This is a genomic window from Pasteurellaceae bacterium RH1A, assembly GCA_012221805.1.
Lineage (GTDB): Bacteria > Pseudomonadota > Gammaproteobacteria > Enterobacterales > Pasteurellaceae > RH1A.
Genome location: CP015195.1, coordinates 370,950 through 391,227 on the forward strand (window position 1 = coordinate 370,950; position 20,278 = coordinate 391,227).

The 20,278-nt window shown below is 48.2% G+C and carries 11 protein-coding genes and 1 CRISPR repeat array; of the genes, 7 read left to right on the forward strand and 4 right to left on the reverse strand.

Going from position 1 to position 20,278, the window contains the following annotated elements; all coding sequences use genetic code 11:
• Positions 1 to 18: 18 nt before the first annotated feature.
• The 4 genes from A4G20_01890 (at position 19) to A4G20_01905 (ending at position 8,791) form a co-directional block, all read left to right on the forward strand.
• Positions 19 to 2,094: an adhesin gene (locus A4G20_01890; protein ID QIW15183.1), complete on the forward strand. Its 2,076-nt coding sequence runs from the start codon at positions 19 to 21 to the stop codon at positions 2,092 to 2,094.
• A 470-nt stretch (positions 2,095 to 2,564) separates the two neighbouring features.
• Entirely contained in the window at positions 2,565 to 5,222 is a 2,658-nt protein-coding gene (locus A4G20_01895) for a pyruvate dehydrogenase (acetyl-transferring), homodimeric type (GenBank protein QIW15184.1), read from the forward strand.
• 104 nt (positions 5,223 to 5,326) lie between these two features.
• On the forward strand, positions 5,327 to 7,237 hold the full coding sequence (gene aceF / locus A4G20_01900; protein ID QIW15185.1) for a pyruvate dehydrogenase complex dihydrolipoyllysine-residue acetyltransferase: 1,911 nt from the start codon (positions 5,327 to 5,329) through the stop codon (positions 7,235 to 7,237).
• Positions 7,238 to 7,366: 129 nt separating this feature from the next.
• Positions 7,367 to 8,791, forward strand: a complete 1,425-nt coding sequence (locus tag A4G20_01905; GenBank protein QIW15186.1) for a dihydrolipoyl dehydrogenase — start codon at positions 7,367 to 7,369, stop codon at positions 8,789 to 8,791.
• Positions 8,792 to 8,832: 41 nt separating this feature from the next.
• On the opposite strand, the gene A4G20_01910 is transcribed toward A4G20_01905, so the two are convergent.
• Positions 8,833 to 9,744 carry an N-acetylmuramic acid 6-phosphate etherase gene (locus tag A4G20_01910; protein ID QIW15187.1) on the reverse strand — a complete coding sequence of 304 codons (912 nt, stop codon included), beginning with the start codon at positions 9,742 to 9,744 and terminating at the stop codon, positions 8,833 to 8,835.
• A 73-nt stretch (positions 9,745 to 9,817) separates the two neighbouring features.
• Here A4G20_01910 and A4G20_01915 point away from each other — a divergent pair, with 73 nt between their 5' ends.
• The 3 genes from A4G20_01915 (at position 9,818) to A4G20_01925 (ending at position 13,113) form a co-directional block, all read left to right on the forward strand.
• Positions 9,818 to 10,768, forward strand: coding sequence for a methionyl-tRNA formyltransferase (locus tag A4G20_01915; protein ID QIW15188.1), 951 nt, complete (start codon positions 9,818 to 9,820; stop codon positions 10,766 to 10,768).
• Between the two features lie 161 nt (positions 10,769 to 10,929).
• On the forward strand, positions 10,930 to 12,282 hold the full coding sequence (locus A4G20_01920) for a phosphoglycerate transporter (GenBank protein ID QIW15189.1): 1,353 nt from the start codon (positions 10,930 to 10,932) through the stop codon (positions 12,280 to 12,282).
• A gap of 192 nt (positions 12,283 to 12,474) precedes the next feature.
• Positions 12,475 to 13,113 carry a 2-dehydro-3-deoxyphosphogluconate aldolase gene (locus A4G20_01925; GenBank protein QIW15190.1) on the forward strand — a complete coding sequence of 213 codons (639 nt, stop codon included), beginning with the start codon at positions 12,475 to 12,477 and terminating at the stop codon, positions 13,111 to 13,113.
• Positions 13,114 to 13,142: 29 nt separating this feature from the next.
• Positions 13,143 to 14,962: direct repeats of the CRISPR family, unit length 36 nt; unit sequence GTTGTAGCTCCCTTTCTCATTTCGCAGTGCTACAAT.
• 304 nt (positions 14,963 to 15,266) lie between these two features.
• Here the strand turns inward: A4G20_01925 and A4G20_01930 are convergent.
• The 3 genes from A4G20_01930 to A4G20_01940 all read right to left on the reverse strand — a co-directional run bounded on the left by A4G20_01930 (position 15,267) and on the right by A4G20_01940 (position 19,764).
• Positions 15,267 to 15,593 (reverse strand): CRISPR-associated endonuclease Cas2, encoded by a 327-nt coding sequence (locus tag A4G20_01930; GenBank protein QIW15191.1) that lies wholly within the window; start codon positions 15,591 to 15,593, stop codon positions 15,267 to 15,269.
• Entirely contained in the window at positions 15,586 to 16,500 is a 915-nt protein-coding gene (locus A4G20_01935) for a subtype II CRISPR-associated endonuclease Cas1 (GenBank protein ID QIW15192.1), read from the reverse strand. The genes A4G20_01930 and A4G20_01935 overlap by 8 nt, the downstream gene beginning before the upstream one ends.
• An 84-nt stretch (positions 16,501 to 16,584) precedes the next feature.
• Positions 16,585 to 19,764: a type II CRISPR RNA-guided endonuclease Cas9 gene (locus tag A4G20_01940; protein ID QIW15193.1), complete on the reverse strand. Its 3,180-nt coding sequence runs from the start codon at positions 19,762 to 19,764 to the stop codon at positions 16,585 to 16,587.
• Positions 19,765 to 20,278 lie beyond the last annotated feature (514 nt).

Genomic DNA, 20,278 nt, shown 5'->3' on the forward strand with positions numbered 1-20,278 from the left:
TTTATAGAAGGAATAAATATGTCTGAACAACAAGCAAAATCGCTTAGTATTGAAGCGCTCGAACAGGCCATTGCAGCCAAGGACTATGAAGGAGCCTGCAACCAGCTCTTAGCCATTTTGGGTAAACTGGATAGCAATTTTGGTGGTATTCAGGGTATTGACTTTGAGATGCCAAGCCAACTCTCAAGCCTAGAACAAGACAAGGTGGTTTATTTCTGTAGCCGCATGGCCGTGGCTATCACCGCCTTATTTAGCGATCCAGCCCTACAAGTTTCTGTTTCAGGGGCGCAACGTTTCTTGTCTCTGCAACGCTGGATCAATATGATTTTTGCTTCCTCGCCTTTTGTGAACGCAGACCATATTTTAAAAACCTATAACGTTAATCCTAATCCAGAGCATGCACTCGATATTCACTTGGCCCCGACAGAGGCAGCCCTCATCAAGTTCTGCATCCTCTATTTGCCAGAGTCTAATGTGGTGGTCAATCTTGATAGCTTATGGAGCTTAAACCCTGAGCTGTGTGCCTCCCTGGCCTTTGCTTTGCAGTCGCCACGCTTTATTGCCACTGAACAGGCCTTTGGCAAGCGGGCGACTCTTCTTAAATGGTTCCCTGAAAAACTGGCCCAAATTAAGAACCTCAACAATGTGCCAAGCAGCATTTCCCACGATGTCTATATGCACTGTAGCTATGATGTGGATGCCAACAAGCATCTGGTCAAAAAATCGCTGAATCAGGTTATCCGTCGCCATATCCTAGAATGCGGCTGGAAGGATCGTAATGTTTCTCGCATTGGCCAAACCAATGGCAAGCCTGTGATGGTAGTGCTTTTAGAGCATTTCCACTCGGCCCATTCGATTTATCGCACCCATTCTACTTCCATGATTGCCGCCCGTGAGCATTTCCATCTTATCGGCTTAGGCAATAACTCAGTGGATCAAAAAGGCCGTGAGGTCTTTGATGAATTCCATCTGGTTGAGGGCGAGAATATGCTGGCCAAGATGAATTTTGTGCGGGATATTTGTGAAAAACATGAAGCAGCTGTTTTCTATATGCCAAGTATCGGCATGGACCTGAGCACGATTTTCGTCAGCAACACCCGCCTAGCCCCTATTCAAGCTGTGGCCCTGGGCCATCCAGCCACCACCCATTCAGACTTTATTGAATATGTGGTTGTGGAAGATGATTATGTGGGTTCAGAAGACTGCTTTAGCGAAACCCTGCTTCGCCTGCCGAAAGATGCCCTGCCTTATGTGCCATCATCGTTGGCACCAAGCAGCGTGGAATACCGCCTGCGTGAACATCCAGAAGTGGTTAATATCGGGATTGCTTCCACCACCATGAAGCTCAATCCTTTCTTCTTGAAAGCCTTACAGGCCATTCGTGATCGGGCCAAGGTTAAGGTACATTTCCACTTTGCCCTGGGCCAATCCAGCGGTGTGACCCACCCTTATGTGGAACGCTTCATTAAGAGCTACCTAGGCGACAGTGCCACAGCCCATGCCCACAGCCCTTACGATCAGTACCTGCGTATCCTGCACAACTGCGATATGATGCTTAACCCATTCCCGTTTGGCAACACCAACGGCATTATTGATATGGTGACGCTTGGCCTGGTTGGCATCTGCAAAACTGGCCCTGAAGTGCATGAACATATTGATGAAGGCCTCTTCAAACGCCTGGGCCTGCCAGAATGGTTGATTGCAGACTCAGCGGATCAGTATGTGGAACGCGCCATTTACCTGGCCGAAAACCACAAGGAACGCCTGGCCCTACGCCGCCATATTATTGAAAGCAATGGCCTGCAAACCCTCTTTACTGGCGATCCAAGCCCGATGGGCAAGATCTTCCTTGAGAAGGTAGAGGCCCTAGGTGCCAAACCTGCTCCAGCCAAAAAAGCGACCAAGGCCAGCAAAACCACGCAGGCCAAGGTTCAAGAAGCCGCACCAAAAGAGGCGGTCAAGCCAAAAGCAGAGACTAAGCCAAAAGCCGCCGCCAAGCCAAGAACCAAGGCAGCAGCAAGCAAAGAGGCCGTCAAGCAAGAGCTGCTTAAAGAAGTAGCCAAAAAGGCCAGCAGAACCAAAAAAGCTAGTTAAACATAAGGGCGATTACCTAAGGTAGTCGCCCTTTTTACAGGGGCAAAGCCCCTGAATTATTCGTAACCGATTGCGACGAAGTCGCTGTCGGTAAAAACAAGCGGTCAAAACCCGCCCAAAATTTGCAAATTTTCAGCCCGAACTTACCGCTTGATCTGCTTGTCGAAGCTCTTATTAAAGCCTCAATCTACCCCTTTTGGGCAAGCGGCACAAATAGACAAAATCCCTGCTTTTTGCTATCTTGTTCTGCAAATTTCTCTACAAATTTTCAACAAAATTTGTAATCTTTAAATTCTTGTTGAAAATCAATGAGATAGCTTAATTTATGGCAAGCTGATTTGAGTGGCGAAAGAGGTTCTTCTGAATTTTGCCGCTTGTGTTTACGGTTAGATTAGGTTAAATTTTCAGCGAATAACGCTTTTTGTTAAAAGGTTGTTATTTATCATTCACTCATCAAAAAGGAAAAGACTATGTCAGAATTATTAGCTCATGACGTAGATCCATTCGAAACTCAAGAATGGTTAGACTCAGTTAATTCTCTTGTGAAAGAAGAAGGTTCTGAGCGTGCGCAATTTATTATTCAACAAGTAATGCAACACGCTCGCACTCAGGGCGTTAGCCTCCCTTCAGGTGTAACCACCGATTATGTCAATACAATCCCTGTTTCAGAGCAACCTGTTTACCCTGGTAACCAAGAGATCGAGCGTCGTATCCGTTCTGCGGTGCGTTGGAACGCCATTGCTATGGTGCTGCGTAGTCAGAAGAAAGATCTGGATTTAGGCGGCCATATTTCAACCTTCCAATCTGCGGCTACCATGTATGAAGTCTGCTTCAACCACTTCTTTAAAGCAGCCACAGACAAGGACGGCGGTGACTTAGTTTACTCCCAAGGCCACGCTGCCCCAGGTATCTATGCCCGTTCTTTCCTCGAAGGCCGTTTAACTGCTGAACAGTTAGACAACTTCCGCCAAGAAGCCTTTACTGACGGTTTATCTTCCTACCCACACCCGAAACTCATGCCTGACTACTGGCAGTTCTCTACCGTTTCCATGGGTTTAGGCCCGGTAAACGCCATCTACCAAGCCCGTTTCCTCAAATATCTTGAGAACCGTGGCATTAAAGACACCTCTGGCCAAACCGTTTACGCCTTCTTGGGTGACGGTGAGATGGACGAAATCGAGTCCAAAGGCGCCTTAACCGTTGCAGGCCGTGAGAAATTAGACAACCTTATCTTCGTGATCAGCTGTAACCTCCAACGCTTGGACGGCCCAGTAAATGGTAACGGTAAAATCGTTCAAGAGCTTGAAGGCCTCTTCACGGGTGCAGGCTGGGAAGTGATCAAGGTTCTATGGGGCAGCGGTTGGGATAAACTCTTCGCCAAAGACACTTCAGGCAAACTTGCCCAGCTTATGATGGAAGTGGTTGATGGTGACTACCTGACCTTCAAGTCTAAAGACGGTGCTTATGTGCGTGAACACTTCTTCGGTCGCTACCCAGAAACAGCTGCCCTGGTTGCAGACATGACAGACGATGAAATCTGGGCCTTACGCCGTGGTGCACACGACAGCGAAAAAATGTACGCTGCCTTTGAACGTGCTAAAAAATCCAACAAACCAGCGGTTATCTTAGCCCACCAAGTGAAGGGTTATAAGATCCCAGAAGCGGAAAGTAAAAACACTGCCCACCAGTCTAAAAAAATGTCAGCCGAAAGCTTGCGTGGCTTCCGTGACTACTTCCACCTGCCATTGACCGATGAACAAGTGGAAAACTTAGAATATGTAACCTTCCCAGAAGGCTCTGAGGAATACAACTACCTCCACGGCCACCGTCAGGCTTTAGATGGTTACTTGCCAGCTCGTCGTAAGCAATTCGACATTGAGTACAAAGTGCCAGCCCTTGCTGACTTCCAAGCCTTGCTTGAAGAACAACCACGCGGCATTTCAACCACCATGGCCTTTAGCCGTGTCTTGAACACCCTACTCAAAGACAAAAACATCGGCAAAACCATCGTGCCAATCATTGCGGACGAAGCCCGTACCTTTGGTATGGAAGGTCTCTTCCGTCAAATCGGTATCTACAATCCAGCCGGCCAAAACTACGTGCCATCAGACCGTGATCTCGTGGCCTACTACCGTGAAGCCAAAGACGGCCAAGTACTACAAGAAGGTATCAACGAATTAGGTGCAACCGCCTCTTGGGTAGCGGCTGCGACTTCTTACTCGGTCAATAACCAACCGATGATCCCATTCTTCATCTACTACTCCATGTTCGGTTTCCAACGTGTGGGTGATATGATGTGGTTGGCGGGTGACCAATTAGCCCGTGGCTTTATGATCGGTGGTACCTCAGGCCGTACAACCTTAAACGGTGAAGGCTTGCAGCACGAAGACGGCCACAGCCACATTCAAGCAGGCGTTATCCCGAACTGTGTCACCTACGACCCAGCCTTCGCCTTTGAGGTTGCGGTGATCGTCCAAGACGGTATCAACCGTATGTACGGTGAAAAACAAGAAGACGTCTTCTACTACATCACCACCCTCAACGAAGTGACCGAGCAACCAGCCATGCCGGCCGGTGCAGAAGAAGGTATCCGTAAGGGTCTCTACAAGTTTGAAACTGTAGAAGGTAAGGGTAAAGGCCGTGTTCAATTATTAAGCTCTGGTGCCATTATGCGTCATGTGCGTGAAGCAGCTAAGATTCTTGCCAACGACTACGGCGTAACTGCCGATGTCTTCAGTGCCCCATCTTTCAACGAGCTTGCTCGTGAAGGTAACGACGCTGCCCGCTGGAACTTGCTCCACCCAACTGAAGAACAACGTGTACCGTATGTCGCTCAAGTCTTGGCTGATGTACCAACCGTGGCTTCAACCGACTACATGAAACTTTACGCCGAGCAAATCCGTGCCTTCGTACCAAGCAAACACTACCATGTGTTAGGTACTGACGGTTTCGGCCGTTCAGACAGCCGTGCTAACCTACGTGAACACTTCGAAGTGGATGAGCGTTATGTCGTGGTTGCAGCCCTTACCCAACTTGCCAACGAAGGCACAGTGGATCGTAAAGTGGTTGCCGAAGCCATCACTAAATTTGGCTTGAACGTGGATCGCATTAACCCGTTATATGCCTAATATTTGATGGCGCCAGCGTCCACGCTGGTGCCTATTAAATACCTCTGGCACCAGCGTGGACGCTGGCGCCAGCATTACAAAATTTTCCAAAAGGAAAAATCAAAATGTCAAAACAAATTCAAATTCCTGATATTGGTAGCGATGAAGTTACCGTAACTGAAGTGATGGTCAAAGTGGGTGATACCATCGAAGCCGATCAATCTGTTATCAACGTTGAGGGCGACAAGGCCTCTATGGAAGTGCCAGCCCCAGAAGCGGGTGTGGTCAAAGAAGTTTTAGTCAAGGTGGGCGATAAGGTGACTACTGGCACCCCTATGCTAGTTTTAGAGGCAGCGGGTAGCGCAGAAGCTCCAGCCGCCGCTCCAGCTCAAGCAGTAGCACCTGCCCCGGCGGCCGCACCAGCTGCCGCTTCTGTGGTAGAAGTCAATGTGCCAGACATCGGTTCTGACGAAGTCAACGTAACCGACATTATGGTTAAAGTGGGCGACACGGTTGAGGTAGATCAGTCCATCATCAACGTAGAAGGCGACAAGGCCTCTATGGAAGTTCCAGCCCCAGTTGCTGGCGTGGTGAAAGAAATCCTTATCAACGTGGGCGACAAGGTTGTCACTGGCAAACTTATTATGAAATTTGAAGTAGCGGGTGCTGCCCCTGCGGCAGCGGCGCCACAAGCTGAAGCAGCTGCACCAGCCGCGCCAGTTGCCTCTGCGGTGAAAGATGTTAATGTACCAGACATCGGTGGCGATGAAGTTAATGTAACCGAAATCATGGTGAAAGTGGGCGATACCATTGCTGAAGAACAATCTCTTATCACGGTTGAAGGTGACAAGGCCTCTATGGAAGTGCCTGCGCCATTTGCCGGCGTAGTTAAAGAAATCCTGGTCAAATCAGGCGACAAGGTTTCAACTGGCTCACTTATTATGCGCTTTGAAGTACAAGGTGCAGCCCCTGCTCCAGCAGCGGCGCCTGCCCAAGCAGCCCCAGCACCACAAGCTGCTGCACCAGCCGCAGCCCCTGCTCAATCAGGCAATGTGTCTGGTCTTAGCCAAGAACAAGTGGTGGCAAGTGCTGGCTATGCCCACGCTACCCCAGTTATCCGCCGTCTCGCCCGTGAATTTGGCGTGAACCTAGACCGTGTGAAAGGCACAGGCCGTAAGGGTCGCATTGTTAAAGAAGACATCCAAGCCTATGTGAAGAGCGCAGTACAAGTCTTTGAAGACATCAAGGCCGGCAAGGCGCCAGCAGGTTCAGGTGTGGCCAACGGTGCAGGCCTAGGCCTACTCCCATGGCCGAAAGTAGACTTCAGCAAGTTTGGTGAAGTGGAAGAGGTGGAATTAAGCCGGATCAATAAGATCTCAGGTGCTAACCTCCACCGTAACTGGGTCATGATCCCGCACGTTACCCATTTCGACCGCACCGACATTACGGATTTAGAAAACTTCCGTAAAGAGCAAAACAAACTGGCTGAAAAACAAAAATTAGACGTGAAAATCACCCCAGTGGTCTTCATTATGAAAGCGGTAGCCAAGGCACTTGAAGCCTTCCCACGCTTCAACAGCTCTATTTCTGAAGATGGCCAAAAACTCACGCTCAAAAAATACATCAACATCGGCGTGGCGGTGGATACACCAAACGGCCTCGTTGTACCTGTGTTCAAAAACGTAAACAAGAAAGGCATTATCGAGCTTTCCCGTGAATTGATGGAAGTGTCTAAGAAGGCCCGTGACGGTAAATTAACAGCCTCTGATATGCAGGGTGGTTGCTTTACCATCTCCAGCCTAGGCGGCATCGGCACAACCCACTTTGCCCCAATCGTGAATGCGCCTGAAGTGGCCATTCTTGGTGTGTCTAAGTCTGAAATGGCACCAGTTTGGAACGGTAAAGAGTTTGAGCCACGCTTAATGTTGCCTGTTTCCCTCTCCTTCGACCACCGTGTGATCGATGGCGCGGACGGCGCAAGATTCTTAAGCTACATGAACGGCGTCTTAGCAGACATTCGTCGTTTAGTGATGTAATCCACAAGCGGTCGTTTTTGCAAGAAAATCTGCAAATCCGACCGCTTTTGATAAAAGCGTAGGGTGCGTGTAAACGCACCAAATGTACAAAAAACGGTGCGTGCGAACGCACCCTACTAAGGAAACTCTATGAGCAAAGAAATCAAAACCCAAGTGGTGGTACTTGGTGCAGGCCCTGCGGGCTACTCGGCGGCCTTCCGTTGTGCAGACTTAGGCTTAGAAACCGTGATCGTTGAACGCTACCCAACCCTAGGTGGGGTTTGCTTAAACGTGGGTTGTATCCCATCAAAAGCCCTTCTTCATGTGGCTAAAGTAATTGAAGAAGCCAAACACGCTGAGAAAAACGGCGTGACCTTTGGCGAGCCAACCATCGATTTAGATAAGGTTCGTGCAGGTAAAGAAGCGGTTGTAGCTAAATTAACAGGCGGCTTGGCAGGCATGGCCAAACAGCGTAAAGTAACCGTGGTAGAAGGCTTAGCGACCTTTGCTGACTCCAACACCCTTGTTGCTCGTGACCGTGATGGCAACCCAACCACCATCAAGTTCGACAACGCTATCATTGCGGCAGGTTCACGCCCAATCCAACTTCCATTTATTCCACACGAAGATCCACGTGTATGGGATTCAACAGACGCCCTTAAACTCAAAGAAGTGCCGAAAAAACTCCTTATCATGGGTGGCGGTATCATCGGTTTAGAGATGGGTACGGTTTACAACTCCCTCGGTTCAGAAGTGGAAGTGGTGGAAATGTTCGACCAAGTGATTCCAGCAGCCGATAAAGACGTGGTAGCCATCTACACCAAACAAATCGAGAAAAAATTCAAGCTCATGCTTGAAACCAAGGTAACCGCTGTTGAAGCTAAAGACGACGGTATCTATGTGTCTATGGAAGGTAAGGCTTGCAACGATACCAAACGCTATGATGCGGTGCTTGTTGCTATCGGCCGTGTACCAAACGGCAAACTCATTGACGCAGGCAAGGCTGGCGTGAATGTGGACGACCGTGGTTTTATCGCTGTTGATAAACAAATGCGTACCAACGTGCCACACATCTTCGCTATCGGCGACATCGTAGGCCAACCAATGTTAGCCCATAAGGGCGTACACGAAGGCCACGTAGCGGCTGAAGTGATTGCCGGCCAAAAACACTACTTCGACCCGAAAGTGATTCCATCCATCGCCTACACCGAGCCAGAAGTAGCCTGGGTGGGTAAAACCGAGAAAGAGTGTAAGCAAGAAGGCCTCAACTACGAAGTGGCCAAGTTCCCTTGGGCAGCCTCTGGCCGTGCTATCGCTTCTGAATGTTCAGAAGGTATGACCAAACTCATCTTCGACAAAGACACCCACCGTGTATTAGGTGGTGCCATTGTGGGTTCAAACGGCGGCGAACTCTTAGGCGAAATCGGCCTGGCCATCGAAATGGGTTGTGATGCAGAAGACATCGCTCTCACCATCCATGCTCACCCAACCCTACACGAATCTGTAGGCTTGGCGGCAGAAGTGTTTGAAGGCTCCATTACTGACCTTCCAAATGCCAAAGCCAAGAAAAAATAAGGCTTAAAAGCAAAAATGGCACGCTCGAAGCGTGCCATTTTTTATAGCATGGCCTTCTGTAACTTTCCTTGATTTTTATCCAATAAGGCTTGAGCCTCATCTTTATTTAACCCCGTCAAAACCATCATAATTGCAAGTTTTGCCTGATTTCCAGCCGCTTGTAGGGCGGTTTGGGCCTCTTCTCGGCTGCAATCGGTGGCCTGCATAACAATCCGAATGGCTCGGGCCTTGAGTTTTTCATTGCTGGCTTGAACATCTACCATCAGGTTTTGGTAGCACTTGCCCATGAGCACCATGGAGGCGGTGGTCAGCATATTGAGCACCAGCTTCTGGGCCGTGCCGGATTTCATGCGGCTGGATCCGGTCAGCACCTCGGGGCCGACGATGGTATCAATGGCAATGTCAGCCACTTGAGCCATTGCAGATTGGGGGTTGCTGGCGATGGAAACCACAGTCGCCCCCAGGCCCTTGGCATATTCCATGGCACCCAAAACGTAAGGGGTGCGGCCGCTGGCGGCAATTCCAACGAGGGTATCTTGCGGGCCAAAGTTGATGGCCTTGAGGTCGTTTTGGCCGGCCTCCTTCTTGTCCTCAGCCCCCTCAATCGGGTGGCGGAGGGCATGGTCGCCACCTGCAATCAGGCCCTTGACCATGTCAGGCGAGACCCCAAAGGTAGGCGGGCATTCCGAGGCATCCAGCACACCTAGGCGGCCGCTGGTACCCGCTCCCACATAGACCAAACGCCCACCTGCCTCAAAGCTGGCCACAATTTTTTCCACCGCCTGGGCAATCTGGGGCAAGGCTTTCTCTATGGCCAAAGGAACCAGCTTGTCCTCCTGGTTGATCAGGGTTACGATTTCCAGGGCGGAAAGCTGATCTAGATGTTGGCTATTAGGATTGCGTTGTTCAGTAATGAGCTGGGACAGGGTTTGGAGTAAATTTTGTTCTGACATGGTAGGCCTCAGATTGGTCTTTTAAAAGCACTAGGGTACAATAAGGCCATTATAAATGAAACGAGAAGATTGAATGAACAAGTTAAGAATTATTTTCGCTGGCACGCCTGATTTTGCGGCCACCCACCTTCAGGCCCTCTTGGATTCAGACCATGAGGTCATTGCCGTTTACACCCAGCCTGATAGGCCTGCAGGACGAGGCAATAAATTGCAGGCTAGCCCGGTTAAACTCTTGGCAGAAGCAAATGGCTTACCGGTCTATCAGCCGAAATCCCTACGCAAGGAAGAGGCCCAGGCAGAATTGGCTGCCTTGAAGGCCGATGTGATGGTGGTAGTGGCTTATGGCCTGATTCTGCCTGAAGCCGTACTGAATGCCCCACGCTTGGGCTGCCTCAATGTGCACGGCTCCCTCCTGCCTCGCTGGCGGGGGGCGGCCCCGATTCAGCGGGCCATTTGGGCAGGCGACAAGGAAACCGGCATTACCATTATGCAGATGGACGTGGGCTTGGACACGGGCCATATGCTGCATAAGGTGACAACCCCGATTGAGCCTACTGAAACTTCCGCCTCCCTCTATCACAAACTGGCCCAGCTGGCCCCACCTGCCTTGCTTGAGGTCTTAAACGGCCTAGAAAGCGGCAAGTTCCTGCCTGAAAAACAGGACGATGAGCTGGCCAATTATGCCGAAAAACTAACCAAGGAAGAGGCCAAGTTGGATTGGAACCTGCCAGCCCAGCAGCTCGAACGCAATATCCGAGCCTTCAACCCGGCCCCTGTGGCCTATTTGACTGTGGAGGTCAATGGCAAGGAAGAGCGGGTTAAGGTTTATGGGGCTGAGGTCTTGCCACATCAGGCGAAAGAGGCGGGGACTGTATTGGCCTTTGATCGCAAAGGGCTGCAAATTGCCACCTCAGCAGGCGTGCTGAATATCACTCAATTACAGCCACAGGGTAAGAAACCGATGACAGTGCAGGATTTCCTGAATGGACGGGGGGATTGGTTTGAAGTGGGGGAGAGGATCTAGGTAAGCCCTAGTATTTGCTTAAATTTCAGCAAACAAGTGTCTTTATTTGATCTCGCTATGCTTTAAGCTATTTGGAATTGAGGCCAGATAGATTAGCATAGCGACCCATTTTCACTTAGGGAAATGGTTAACCTATCATGACACTATAAGAAGGATAAGCAATGCTTCCATTTTTAAAATCAAAACCTGGCACGCCCGTACCAGAAGCAGAAATTCGGGATCGTTATAACCGCCTCAGATGGCACGCCCTCTTTGGTATCTTCATCGGCTATGCCGCCTACTATATCTTACGCAATAACTTCTTGCTCTCCTCACCTGAGCTGATTAGCGAGTTTGGCTTTACCAAGAAGGATATCGGCTTTATTTCCGGCACCATGCTCATTGTTTATGGCTTGAGTAAGGGGGTGATGTCGGCCTTTGCGGATAAGTCCAACCCTAAGCATTTTATGATCTTCGGTCTGATGATGTCAGCCCTAGTCAACTTAATGATGGGCTTTAGTGCCTCCTTCTGGGTCTTTCTCTTCCTCTGTATTCTCAACGGTATCTTCCAAGGGATGGGGGCTGGGCCGGCCTATGTGGTCTTGGCCAGCTGGTTCCCCCGCAAATCCCGTGGTGTGACCACTGCCATGTTTAACATTTCGCATAATGTGGGCGGTGGTTTGGTGGCGCCGATTGCAGGGGCCAGTATCGCCTGGTTGGGCCAGGAACATTGGCAGGCTGCCCACTTTGTGGTACCAACCGCCCTTGCAACCCTCGTGGCTATTATCTTCTATATTTTTGGCACAGGCCGCACCTATAACGAGGGCCTACCACCAACCAGTAAAATTCTGGGCACAGAGCAAGAAGAACTGGTGGTTACTAAGGATGAAAACGTCAGTTTAAGCACCTGGGAAATCTTCCGTGACTATATCCTCAAGGATATTAATGTTTGGTTTGTGTCCTTTATTGATGTCTTTACCTATATGATCCGCTTTGGCGTATTGACCTGGTTGCCTCTCTATCTCTTAGAAACCAAGGGCTTCTCCAAGGGGCAAATGGCCACCGCCTTCGCTATTTTTGAATGGGCAGCTATTCCGTCCACCCTCTTGGCCGGCTGGCTAACCGACACCTATTTCAAGGGCCGCCGTATGCCGCTGGCCATTATCACCCTGGTGGGTGTAGGGGCCGCCATGTTTGCCTACTGGGGCGGGACCGATCTGCTCACCGTGACCATTGGGGCCGGTATTATTGGTTGCTTGATTTATGTGCCCATGTTCCTCTCCTCCCTCCAAACTATCGAGCTAGTGCCTTCATTTGCAGCGGGTTCAGCCACCGGCCTACGAGGCCTTCTGAGCTACATTTTAGGCAGCTTCTCAGGCACGGCCCTCTTTGGTATTTTGGCAGAGCGTTTTGGCTGGGATGCAGGCTTCTACCTCCTCCTCTTTGCAGTAGTCGGTTGTATCTTCTGTTGCTATATGACCCATTTGGGCGTATTGAGATTAGAGCGGAAGAAGTTAGCCCAGGCCAAAGCTTAGTAAATAAAGAACTAAGATCATTATAAAAATAACCTAGTTAAGAGATTTAACTGGGTTATTTTTTGAAATGTTATTTAGCCAGTCTTTAACCTGGCCCTTGGCAAGCAATAAACCACCAAGGCTACTCAAAGCGTAATTTTGCTTAACATAGGAGGCTTTCTTGGGATAAGCAAGCGGATCAAAGGAAGAACTATGTCGTACACCACAGCCCAACTGGTCGAAAAACTTGGCCAGCTTAAAATCGTCCCCGTTATCGCCTTGGAAAAAGCCGAGGATATTCTACCGCTTGCAGAGACCCTAGCCGAGAATGGTTTACCTGTGGCGGAAATTACCTTTCGTTCAGAAGCGGCTCAAGAGGCTATTCGACAGCTTCGTCAGGCTCGCCCTGATTTCTTGATTGCAGCTGGTACAGTTTTGACCGCAGAGCAGGTGGTGCAGGCCAAGAATGCAGGCGCAGATTGGATTGTTACCCCAGGCTTTAACCCTAAAATCGTCCAGCTCTGCCAAGATCTGAATTTGCCGATTACCCCTGGGGTCAATAACCCGATGGCGATTGAAGCGGCTTTAGATATGGGGATTGAAACGGTGAAATTCTTCCCAGCAGAGGCTAGTGGCGGAGTGAAGATGATCAAGGCACTGGTCGCCCCTTATGCTATGTTGCAGATTATGCCAACAGGTGGCGTAGGCGTGCAGAATATCAAGGACTATCTGGCCATCCCTAATGTTATTGCCTGCGGTGGTTCTTGGTTTGTGGAGAAATCCTTAATCAGGGAGCACAACTGGCAGGAGATTGGTAGGTTGGTAAGGGAGGCGGTGGCACTAACACGGTAAGAGAAAGCAGGTGAAAGCCTGCTTTTTTGTTTTGGATGATTTTCCTTATTTCGCAGTGCTACAATGAGCAGGCGGCGGGTAATGTGGTTGTCGGTGTTGTAGCTCCCTTTCTCATTTCGCAGTGCTACAATGTTATGGTTAAATCTGATTTTTGGGCGTGATGTTGTAGCTCCCTTTCTCATTTCGCAGTGCTACAATTCGCCATCACGTTTTGCGATTAAGTTAAATGTTGTAGCTCCCTTTCTCATTTCGCAGTGCTACAATTCGCTCACCAAGGCGTTTAAATTGAGGTTAGTTGTAGCTCCCTTTCTCATTTCGCAGTGCTACAATTTCGAAATTAACGATAAAGTTATCAAATTGGTTGTAGCTCCCTTTCTCATTTCGCAGTGCTACAATAACACCCCGCAATGCGAGGTGATGATGTACGTTGTAGCTCCCTTTCTCATTTCGCAGTGCTACAATAACCTCACTTCAACCATCGCCCTAACACAGGTTGTAGCTCCCTTTCTCATTTCGCAGTGCTACAATGGGGTATATCCCATTAAATCAGACCTCAGAGTTGTAGCTCCCTTTCTCATTTCGCAGTGCTACAATCAAGAATTACCTATTAGAACGGAACTCAGAGTTGTAGCTCCCTTTCTCATTTCGCAGTGCTACAATATAGAATGGGTTGTATTTTTAGCTCTAAAAGTTGTAGCTCCCTTTCTCATTTCGCAGTGCTACAATGGTGTATAACCAACTTGGTCAGAACTCAAAGTTGTAGCTCCCTTTCTCATTTCGCAGTGCTACAATCTAAACCTTAAACTAATTTAAATTTGTACTGTTGTAGCTCCCTTTCTCATTTCGCAGTGCTACAATCAAATGATAAAGCTTATGGTGAAACATTTATGTTGTAGCTCCCTTTCTCATTTCGCAGTGCTACAATTTTGCAAGGTTGCGTGCTTTGTAAGAGCAAGTTGTAGCTCCCTTTCTCATTTCGCAGTGCTACAATCGATTGTTCCGCTTTTTGCAATGTTGCACGGTTGTAGCTCCCTTTCTCATTTCGCAGTGCTACAATGCAAGTATCCCGCCTTCGGAACGGATATCGGTTGTAGCTCCCTTTCTCATTTCGCAGTGCTACAATTTGCCAATCCTGCGGTCATCAAGACCATGCGTTGTAGCTCCCTTTCTCATTTCGCAGTGCTACAATGCCCCGCTAACATTCAGGGAATGTTAAATAGTTGTAGCTCCCTTTCTCATTTCGCAGTGCTACAATCGTAAGGTATATGTTTAAGCTTCTTATCGGGTTGTAGCTCCCTTTCTCATTTCGCAGTGCTACAATATCCCCATTCATACGCTTGTAACCTATTGAGTTGTAGCTCCCTTTCTCATTTCGCAGTGCTACAATTTGACGGCCCTGGTATGGCGTATGTAGTTGGTTGTAGCTCCCTTTCTCATTTCGCAGTGCTACAATTTATCCGAAGATGTGAACTTTACCCTACCCGTTGTAGCTCCCTTTCTCATTTCGCAGTGCTACAATGGTTGCGGCTGTTGGTAGGGTGTCCATAAAGTTGTAGCTCCCTTTCTCATTTCGCAGTGCTACAATTAGAACCTCATCTAGTACGGAAACGTTAATGTTGTAGCTCCCTTTCTCATTTCGCAGTGCTACAATGCGGTAGCGGTAGCGGTAGTTTTCACAAAAGTTGTAGCTCCCTTTCTCATTTCGCAGTGCTACAATGAGGCTCTTTAGGGCCCGATTCATTGGCTAGTTGTAGCTCCCTTTCTCATTTCGCAGTGCTACAATATCGCTATCAGTGCTATATGCCCCCGGTTAGTTGTAGCTCCCTTTCTCATTTCGCAGTGCTACAATACCGATCGGCTAGAACCTTGATTTATCAGGGTTTATCGCATGTTAAAGGTAAGAAAAAATGCTGGTAATTTCTTAAAATTTAGGAAATTCCAGCATTTTTTTATGGCGAAAAGATGTAGATTTTTTGAAATTTTGCCCCGCTTGTAGGGTTGTGGTGGCCAAAAAAGCCTAAATAAGGTCAAATTCACTGTCTAAAAATAGAGCGCTTGAACAGTTGATTTGCCTATTAAATCAGCAATTGAACTGTCTTGTGTGGGGTGTGGATGAGCCGATTAAAAGACTAAAATGGAGCAAATCCTTTACATCAAAAGAGCAGTAGTTGATCGCTATTGACCTTTTTCTCTTGTGGTTTCACCTCACCCAGTAACACCGCCATACTAGCAAACTGCTTTTCGGTAATTTCTAAACAACGAATGGAGCCATCTTCAGGCAGGTTTTGGGTCAGCCGTTTGCTGTGTTTTTCAAGGGCATCTCGCCCACGGATAATCCGTGCGTAAACCGATAATTGCAACATTTGGTAGCCGTCTTTAAGCAGGAATTTGCGAAATTGATTGGCTATTTTGCGTTGTAATTTGGTTTTAACCGGTAGATCAAAAAAGACGATTAAACGCATAAATTTTGCCTCACTCATACTGGTGCTCCGCAAGCGGTAACATTTGGGGCAGTTTTAGCAATTTGGCATTTTTGTTGAGCAGGGCAACTTGCAGAGAAGCTACGGTGCGATCAATAGCCGTGAGAACACTCACCGCTTGCTGGTTAAGGCTCATTTGATGGTTAAGCAGTTTAATCAGGTTTTGCTTGGTGCTAGGGGTTAGCCCATAATCAAGTTTGTCCTTTTCTACCAGTTCCCAGACCTTTAAATCCACAAGAGGGCGGAAGGGCTCAATAAAATCATCGGCAAGATTAAAGGGGTTGAGTTCGCTATGATGGTTTAGCCCCAAGGTGGGTAACCAACCATACAGAACAAGGCTGCGAGCCACCGCACTTCGCAATACCATATAGGCATAATTAAGATGGGCGTTGATTTGGTTTTCCTGCTTGCGATGAAAGGCTTTGCCAAAGAGTTGGATAAAATAAGATTGGGCGGCTTGGGCTTCCAGATTATCCTTGTCGCCTGATTTTACCTCATTTGCCATTGCCAGCAGACGTTGGGCTGTACTGATTTCTCCCGCCTGTTCTAGTACAAAGGCTTGATTGCGGATTTTCTGTTGTACCAGCTGTTGCCAGAGCTGTTTCTTCAGGGGCTGGCTCATTTCTAGCTGTAATTTGAGGGTTTTGAGCTGGCGGTGGTATTGCCCAAAGGGTAACCATTGTCCACAGGGAAGAAACTGGTCGTCGCAGGTCAACAGCGTAATGCCATTAAGGGCGAGGGCGGATAAGAGGGGCGTGGTGATCACGGTTTCCCGATTTTCCACCACAATAATGGCAATATCCTCCAGGGGCACACTAAATTCTTGCTCTTCCTGCCAAATCAGCATTTGCTTCTGTTTTAGTGAGAGTTTTCCCCCTTTACTAATTAGAATACTTCGCCAGCTCATAGGGTCTCCTTGTAAAATTTAATAAAAAATCAACCGCTTGTGACAAAAAATCCCTGCCCTCGGGTGAGGTGGCAGGGATTGGTTTTATTTTACGCCTTGGCGTTTAGTTGTTTTGCAGGGGCGGATATTTTTGCCTAGTGGGTCGACCTGGTATTTTTCAAAGGAAAGGGCGGTTTTGACGCCTAAACTACGGTACTCGCCATTTTTTCCTTTGGATTTTTCTAGGTCGTGTTCTCGAATGGTTATATTACCTGTCGCTCGATCTAAACCAGCATAATAACCGAAGGTGATACCTTTTTTAGTCGTCAATTTGACAAGATCGTTAGCAAATAAGGAAAATTTAAAAGTATGGGCTTCAGTTATTTCTTCCCATTCACTTTCGTCCTTACCTTGAATGATCGCCCTATTCGGCAAAATCCCCTCAGCAACCTGCCAAGTGTAGATTGGCACAAGGTAGAACTTGCCTGCCTTTTCAAACACATCGACCCGCACCATTGAGGCATTGTCTGCCACGCCCTTATTTTGGCGAACCAATACGCCTGATTTCTGCACGCGTTCCACTCTCACTGCTTTCACCTCTTGCCCACCTGCCTTAAAGAAGGGTTGGGCAAAGGCCTTGGCAGGATCGTCCTTAAAGGCCTCTAAGCGATCTTTCAAGGCTTGATAAAGGGCGGGTTCACGCTCACGGTTGACCATGGACTCTAAATCCTTGAGCTTAAGGGCGGTTAGTGGCACACGTTGCACACTTACCCCTTCACTCAAGCGTTTGGCGGATTTAACCGTTTCCATATGGCCTTGGCCTGTCATCTTACGATTTGGCGAACGTGAAACAAAGAGCGGTGCGACAAATTTGTGTTGTGCCTGTGGACGACTTGGTAAAAGGTGGGAGAGGGCAGTTTGTGGATCCTCATCAAAAACACGGATCATCACTTCATTACGGAAGTAGGCCCAAGGCTCAGGGAAGTGAATGGTTTGAATTTCGCCCGTGGTGCGATCAATATGTTCACCGCTAAAGGCGTTCATTTCCTTGTAGCGGACAAAATCGGTAATTTTCTTCTGCATTGCCCGTGTGGTGCAGGCAACCACCACCGCATCAAGGGCGTGGTGGCGGTCGTTTTCTTCCCGCACCTTGCTCAAGCCCCAGCGTCCACGCAGTAGGGCAGTGATTTGCCCATTGGAGGCAAAGACCCTCTTTTTGCCCTGTCCTGTTAGGGCCATCTGCTCTTCAATAAAATTCATTAAGAAACGAGCCACATAACGGGTGTCGTTCAGGTTGCGTTGGATAAAGCCCTCGTCATCCAGTTTTTTGGTCAGAATCCGTTGCTTTTTGGTATAACTAAAACGGCTTCCGCTAACCAGGGCAACAAAAAGCCGCCAGCGTTCGCTGTTCGCCTCACCATCCAGCCATTCATAAGGGGTCTTATTGCCCTTGGCCTGGTTTTCTCCTGCCAGCACCAGTACTTTATTGTTGAAGCTGTCATCCCAGGTTCGAGAAAAAGGCAGGGCATGGTCGATTTCGACATAGCCCTTTTCTCGTAAGCGGTGTAAATCTAACGCCTTGCCTGAATAGAGGCACTTGCCCTGTTGTTCTTCATAGAGGCGGAGAGCCAGAATATCCTTGGCCTTGGGTTCACCCACAAAGTCAGGGAAAAATTCCTTGAATTTTTGTACCGCTTGCTGGCGTTTGGCTTGGTTTTCTAGCTGGTTTTTCTCGATCTTACGTCGCTCATCAAAGGATTTACCCACTTCACGCCCGGTTTCAATATGTACCCGAGCAGGCGAGCCATATAGGCGTACGATAGCATTGATAACCTTACGAGCCTGGGAAAGGGTGCGTAAGACCACGGGGTTACGGATTTCCTCGGCCGGTATTGCAGGCAGGAGCTGGTGATTTTTCTGTTCACGCTTTCCTAAATGGTCGCCATAGACTTGCTGGCAGGCCTCATCATAGCGTAGTCCCTTTTCCATAAGCGGTAGGATTTTGCCCAAACTTTGCAAGGAGAGCTGGATAAACTTATCAAAATTGAGTCCACCCAAAAGGGCTTCCAAAACAGCAGGTGGCAGTTTGCCGTCTAGGTGGGCAGAAATATCTTCATCGGTTTTGTAGAGGGAAAAGGCGGTGCCGATCTGATCGAGCAGTTCAGGTTTGGTTTTCAGTCCCTGCCATTCGGTTTCCAGACCAGCCTTTTCCAGCACCTTACGAATGGTATGCCAGGCTTTGAGTTCCATCAGGGTTGCTTTTTCGGCATCGCTTTCAGCGTTGAGCTGATAACGTAGCCCCTTAAAGATGGTTGTATCGGGTAGGTCTAAAATTGACCGCACTTGAGCATAGGTCAGTTTAGCCTTTTGATAGGGTTGTTCAAGCAATAAATGGCGTTCGGCGTCAGTTAAGGCTCTTTCCGAACCGTTTTCTTGTAAGCGTAAATTGTTGAGTTTGGTTAGCCAAACAAAGCGTTCGGCGGAATAGGTGTTTTTGGCAGCCTTATAGTGTTCAGGTTCAAGGGTGCACTTGCCCAGCATTTTTAAGATAGCTTCACCTGAAAGGGCAGGTTTTTGCCAAAGTAGCAGTTCAGAAAGTTGTTCTTCTAAATGCTGGCTGGTGAAGGGATTACCCAATTGACGCTGTTGGGCAAAAAGTTGCTGTAATTCATCAAGCAGGGAAAGGCGACTAAAGGTGTGGGTGTAGGCTCCACGCTGGTTGCGGATATGGCCCTCTTCTTCATAGAATTTTTTTAGGGCAAGCTCTGCGGGCGTGCGGTAGTCTGCCTGTGCCAACAATTCACTATTGGTGGCAATGCCAGAGAGCAAAGCCCCTTTTTCCTTATCTGCCCCTTGGCTTTCATTTTTGCGTTGCGATAAATAACCACGGCGTTTGAGCAAGTGAAGTAGAACAGCAGCCCATTCAAGACGTTCTAATTTGCGTTCAAGACCTGCTACCCGTAGTTGCCAGACATTGTTAGGCAAGGGTTTGAGGGTACGGCGATCGATAAAATCTTCCGGCAGAAGTAGGTTTTCTTGCTTTAAGAGGCATTTGGCTTTAAGAAGGCGATTGGCACGGCGGGCGATTAAACGGCGAGTAGAGCGGGCGAGACGGCGACTAAGGGCAAGGGATTCGCCTGTTTTAGGCACTTCTGCCCGTTCAAAGGTTCGTACGCCTAAATCAATCAGGCGGGTAGGGTTTTCTTCTTTATCGATTTCGACCACTGACCAGCCAACGGAGGCAATACCTAAATCAAGGCCGAGGATATAATTAAGATGTTGCATAAGGGTTCTCCATAAAAAATTGGACGATATGCCTTTTATCACAGAAAAGAAATCGCTTTGCGAAATGAGTTGAGAAAGGGAGCGACAATGCAATGCTTGATGCTTCCAAATAAGAGAGGTTATGTGAAAATATCTAGCATGAAGGGATTGTTCTTTACTATGGCAAAAGGCAAGCCTAGAATTGATCTAAATTTAGCGCTTGTAAAGAAAAATTTGTTGACAATTTGATCTGATATGGTCAGAATAAATGCGATTGTTGCACTGCGAAATGAGAAACGTTGCTACAATAAGAACTTCGAAAGAAGATCGTAACGCTCTGCCCCTGAAGACTTCGGTTTTCAGGGGCATCGTTTTTGAGAGTGGGTTAAAATAGACTTCTCTACTAAGAATTAAAAAGGTGAAAGATGAAAAACCAACAAGAAAGATCCTAAAATTTAGCCTAAGTGGATTTTTCTTAATCAAGCGGTAAAAAAATTGAAATTTTTTGCAAAAACCGCTTGCGTAGATTTCCAAA